The organism is Nonomuraea cypriaca, from assembly GCF_015645445.1.
Taxonomy (GTDB): domain Bacteria; phylum Actinomycetota; class Actinomycetes; order Streptosporangiales; family Streptosporangiaceae; genus Nonomuraea; species Nonomuraea cypriaca.
Map to the genome: position 1 here is coordinate 1 of NZ_JADOGI010000396.1, position 5,410 is coordinate 5,410.

Consider the following 5,410-nt stretch of genomic DNA (forward strand, 5'->3'; position numbering starts at 1 on the left):
GTGTTGCCCCGGGTGAAGGTGACGATGTCGTCCTTGCCGTCCCCGTCGTAGTCGCCCGTGTACGGGAACTCGCCCGCCGGAGCGAAGAACTCGTTCCACACCCTCGCCCCACCGAAGCCGGACCCGTTCGACAACGCCACGAACACATCCGCGTTCGAGCCACCGGTGAAGGCCGCGATGTCAGCCTTGCCGTCACCGTCGAAATCGCCCACCCGCGGCTGCTCGACTCCGGGGGCGAACCAGTCATGCACCTTCACCGCAGGGGCGAACGACGTGCCCGTGGACAACGCCACGTAGACGTCCGCCGTGGACCCCTGAGTGAAGACGATCAGGTCGTCCTTGCCGTCACCGTCCACGTCACCCACCGCGGGGAACTCCACGCCCGGAGCGAAGAAGTCATGCCACTTCGCCCCGGCGCCGAACGACGTGCCGGTCGACAGCGCCACGAACACGTCCGCGCTCTCTCCCCGGGTGAACGTGGCGATGTCGTCCTTGCCGTCACCATCGAAATCGCCGACCGCCGGCACCTCACCACCCGGCGCGAACCAGTCATGCCACTTCACCCCGGCACCAAAGCCCGTACCGGTCGAAGTCGCCACAAAAACGTCCGCGTTCGTCCCATGCGTGAACGCCACGACGTCGTCCTTGCCATCACCATCGAAATCGCCCGTATACGGTGTCTCACCGCTCGGCGCGAACCAGTCGTGCCACTTCGCCCCAGCGTCGAAGCCCGTACCGGTGGAGGTCGACACGTACACGTCGGAGTTCGCCCCATGCGTGAATGTCACGACGTCGTCCTTGCCGTCACCGTCGAAGTCGGCCGGCGAGCCGCCGAAGACCGAGCCGCCGCCACAGTTGCCGCTGGTGTGGCGGGCGGCGGCGGTGCTGTAGCGCAGCGCGACGCCGTCGATGACGATGCGCTGGTTGACGCCGTCGGCCTCCTGCTCGTAGTGCAGGTGCGGGCCGGACGACTCGCCGGTGGTGCCGACCTTGCCCAGTTCGGTGCCGTAGCCGACCGACTGGCCCCGGACGACGGTGATCCTGTCGAGGTGGGCGACGAGGCTGGTCCAGCCGCCGCCGTGGTCCACGCGTACGTAGTTGCCGTAGGCGGCGTGGTTCGAGACTGTCTCGCTCACCGTGCCGGGCGCCGAGGCGAGCGCCGGGGTGCCGAGGTCGCCCGAGCCGGCGATGTTGAAGTCGATCGCGTTCACGACCTCGGTGGAGTGGTGGTAGTAGTCGCGCACCTGGCCGCAGGGCCACGGCGCGCGGAAGGCGGGGCTGGGTCCGGCGGCGTGCGCCGGTAACGGCGGGGCGAGGACGGCGCTGGTCGCGATCGCCGCGAGCAGGGCCACGAGCCGACGTCTCATCTGTCTTTACTCCTGTCCGGGGAGGGATGCGCGCAGGACTGGCCCGCGGCGCGGCCCGATGGCCCCACCGCGGGCGGATCACGGTCAGAGAGCGGTCTCGCCGGGCAGGCCGAAGAAGTCGTGCCACTTGCCCGCGCCGCTGAACCCCGTGCCCGTCGACAGGGCGACCTGGACCTCGGCGGACGGGCTGTGGGTGAAGGCGACGATGTCGTCCTTGCCGTCGCCGTCATAGTCGCCGGTGTACGGGAACCGGCCCGCGGGGGCGAAGGAGCCGTGCCAGGAGGCGGCGGCGCCGAAGCCGTCGCCCTCCCGCAGGGCCACGGTGACGCCGCCGGCGGTGCCGTTCGCGAAGGAGGCGAGGTCGGCCTTGCCGTCGCCGTCGAAGTCCCCCACGCGGGGCTGCTCGGCGCCCGGCGCGAACTGGTCGTGCGCCTTGACGGCCGGGCCGAACGACGTGCCGGTGGACAGGGCCACGTACACGTCGGCGGTGGAGCCCTGGGTGAACACGATCAGGTCGTCCTTGCCGTCGCCGTCGACGTCGCCCACCGCGGGGAACTCGCCGTGCGGGGCGAAGAAGTCATGCCACTTCGCGCCGGCGCGGAAGCCGGTCCCCGTGGAGGTCGCCACGAACACGTCGGCGCTGTCGCCGCGGGTGAACGTCACGACGTCGTCCTTGCCGTCGCCGTCGAAGTCGCCGACCGCCGGGATCTCACCGCCGGGGGCGAACCAGTCGTTCCATTTGGAGCCGGTGGCGAAGGTCGTCCCGGTGGAGGCGGAGACGTACACGTCGGCGGTGGAGCCCTGGGTGAAGGTGACGATGTCGTCCTTGCCGTCGCCGGTGAAGTCACCCGTGTACGGGGTCTCACCGCTCAGGGCGAAGCGGTCGCGCCACTTGCCGGACGCCCCGAACGCCGAGCCGGTCGAGGCGGAGACGTACACGTCGGCGGTGGAGCCCTGGGTGAAGGTGACGATGTCGTCCTTGCCGTCGCCGGTGAAGTCACCCGTGTACGGGGTCTCACCGCTCAGGGCGAAGCGGTCGCGCCACTTGCCGGACGCCCCGAACGCCGAGCCGGTCGAGGCGGAGACGTACACGTCGGCGGTGGAGCCCTGGGTGAAGGTGACGATGTCGTCCTTGCCGTCGTCGTTGAAGTCGGCGGGCGAGCCGCCGTACATCTTGCCTGACGTGCCCGTGTAGTAGACCGCCAGCTCGGCTATGGAGGTGAAGGTGCGGGTGCCGCCTGGCGCGCCGATGACGCGCACGCCGTCGCCGTCGATCGGGTCGAACCCCAGCTCGTACGTGCGGTGCGGACCCGCCGTGTTGTCATACGGGTAGTCGGGCGTGATCCGCAGACCGGTGACGTCCACCCATTCGTGGTCGCGGCGCACCTGGACCCGCAGGTCCCTGGCGAACCAGCCGCCGTCGGCGAACACCTGCCCGCTGGTGAAGGCCACCTTGTTCATCAGGTACTCGCGCGGCCAGGTGTAGCCCCACCAGCTCGCGCCCTTGCGCTCGTCGTTCCAGTCGTCCTCGCTCTGCGACCGGTTCCCGTCGTTGTAGAAGGCGGTGTCGCCGAAGTGGGTGGCGCGCTCGACGCCGACGGTGCCCGCCTCCCTGGCCAGATTGCGGGCGGCGTCGGGGCGGTTGTCCGCAGTGGTCGCCGTGTGCGGCTCGAGGCGCATCCTGCGCAGCGAGAACGTGTACGCCCAGTGCTCGCCGTTCGGATAGCCGCCGCCGCAGGGGCAGACGTTCGACTGCAGCCACATGGACTTGCCGTCGGCGCTGATGTACTTCGACGGGATCGTCGTGGCGTAACCGCCGTGCTTGGTCCGCGTCCAGGGGTAGCCGCCGAAGTCCTTGGTGACGAAGCGCTTCCACGGCCCCCACGGGGTGGGCGACTCGTAGAACTCGAAGGTGTACTCGGTCCAGGACGTGTAGATGTAGCGGTTGAGCGGCTTGTTGTAGACCACGCCGCCCTGGCTGATCACGGTGGAGTTGCGCGGCCGGCCGGCGGTGTAGACGTCGGGGTAGACGCGGCGGTCGTCGTGGATCACGGGGACGCGGCGGCCGATCTCCGTGGACCAGGTGGGCGTGCCCGCGGAGGTGAAGCCGCTGACGAACTCCCAGGCCGACCGGTTCTGCACCGCGTTCTTCGGTACCCGGGCCAGCCACAGGTCCACGGGGTCGGGCACCGAATCGCTGAAGGAGTCGCGCCAGTTGTGATCGATGCCGTACGCGTACACGTAGTCGTCGGGGGCGTTGGCGTAGGCCTTGCCGTAGTCCAGGAACATGATCGTGGTGAACAGGCCGTTCTTGAACATGGCCTCCGTCTCGTTCCACGTCCACGTCCTGCCGTGGTCGGTGGACTTGGCGATCGTGGCCGCGGGCACGTCGTCGAAGTTGAGCGCGAGGTCCTGGACGGCCAGGTAGAGGGTGCCGTCCACGCAGGCCATGCCGGTGGGCTTGCGGTTGTGGTTCGCCGTCCAGATCTGGCCGACGTCGTCGCCGACCGGCAGTTGCGCGCCGGTGAGGTTGCCCGGCGTGCCGGAGATCCTGGCTACGCCGATGTCGCTGTAGGGGCCGTTGAATCCGACGCCGTCGCCGTACGCGGTGTAGACCTGGTCGTCGTCGGCCCAGCACGACGGCCACAGGTCGCCGTGGTTGAGGTTGTCGCCCACGCTGGGGGCGCCGACGGAGGCCGCCGAGTCGATCTGCGCGGTCGAGAAGAACGTGCTGGCCGGCGGCGACGCGGCGACGGCGGTTTCCGGTACGGAGACCACGGCCGCGACGAGCAGGGCGGCCAGCACCGTACTCGAACACCGTCGAACGATCGAGGACATGACTTCTCCTGGCAGTACGGCGACCCTGAGCGCCCGAGGCAGTCAAGGGTGCATGGGAGTGGGGGTGAAGGGAGAAGAACGGTAAGCAATCGATTTCTCAGCCAAGTACCAGCGAAAGTACAAGCATGGCCTGACAGCCGTCAAGTCCAGAATTGTCATGATTTTAGTTGGCCCTTTTCCGCTGCTAAATCGGCATATTTCAAGAATTGGGGAAGTATGGGATGATGATCTTGACCTGGAAACCATTCCGTGCCGGGGCGCCGGCTTCCCACGGGAAGCCGGGGAGTGCAGGGCCCCGCAATGGTAGAAACTTGGTGCGATGCCAACCATCTACGATGTCGCCCGTGAGGCCGGCGTTTCCGCGGCCACGGTCTCCCGCGTGCTCAACGGCGCCCGGACCGTCGACCCCGCCATGGTCGCCCGGGTGCTCACCGCGGTCCGCGAGCTCGGATACCGACCCAACGCCGTCGCCCGCAACCTGCGGCGCAACCGTACGACGCTCTGGGCAGTGATCATCTCGGACATCGGCAATCCCTTCTTCACCGCCACGGTCCGCGGCATCGAGGACGTCGCCCAGCAGGCCGGCTACTCGGTCGTGCTGTGCAACAGCGACGAGGACCCGGCCAAGGAGGAGACCTACGTCGCGGCGGCGCTGAGCGAGCAGATGGCCGGTGTGATCATCGCCTCCGCCGGGAGCGTCAAGGCGGCCAGGAGCCTGCTCGACTCGCCCATCCCGGTCGTCGCCATCGACCGCGAACTGCCGCGCGGCACGGTGGACACGGTCGTGGTCGACAACGAGGCGGGGGCGCGGACGGCCACGGAACACCTGGTCGCTGCCGGTTACCGATGGATCGCGTGCATCACGGGGCCCGAAGGCGTGAGCACCGCGGACCTGCGCCTGCGGGGTTACGCGGCCGCCCTGCCCGGGGAGCCGGTCGTCGTACGCACCGACTTCCGGGAGCAGGGCGGCTACCGCGCGATGTCGTCGTTGCTGGCCTCCTCGGAGCGGCCCGACGCGGTGTTCGTGGCCAACAACCTCATGACGGTGGGGGCGCTGCGGTGCCTGGCCGACCACCGGGTGGACGTGCCCAGGGAGATGGGGCTGGTCGGGTTCGACGAGATCCCGTGGGCGGACCTCGTCCGGCCCTCGCTCACCACGGTGACGCAGCCCACGTACGAGCTCGGCCGGATGGCCGCCCGCCTCC

The 5,410-nt window shown here is 69.1% G+C and carries 3 protein-coding genes; 1 reads left to right on the forward strand and 2 read right to left on the reverse strand.

Going from position 1 to position 5,410, the window contains the following annotated elements; all coding sequences use genetic code 11:
- Together ITP53_RS53540 and ITP53_RS56745 are read right to left on the reverse strand one after the other, a co-directional pair.
- Nucleotides 1-1,367, reverse strand: a 1,367-nt coding sequence (locus ITP53_RS53540; RefSeq protein ID WP_207757705.1) for a M23 family metallopeptidase, incomplete at its 3' end; no start/stop codon positions are given.
- An 84-nt stretch (nucleotides 1,368-1,451) separates the two neighbouring features.
- Nucleotides 1,452-4,205, reverse strand: a complete 2,754-nt coding sequence (locus ITP53_RS56745; protein WP_207757706.1) for an FG-GAP-like repeat-containing protein — start codon at nucleotides 4,203-4,205, stop codon at nucleotides 1,452-1,454.
- Between the two features lie 319 nt (nucleotides 4,206-4,524).
- Between ITP53_RS56745 and ITP53_RS53550 the strand changes: the two genes are divergently transcribed.
- The coding region (locus ITP53_RS53550; protein WP_195903168.1) for a LacI family DNA-binding transcriptional regulator at nucleotides 4,525-5,410 on the forward strand (886 nt) is incomplete at its 3' end.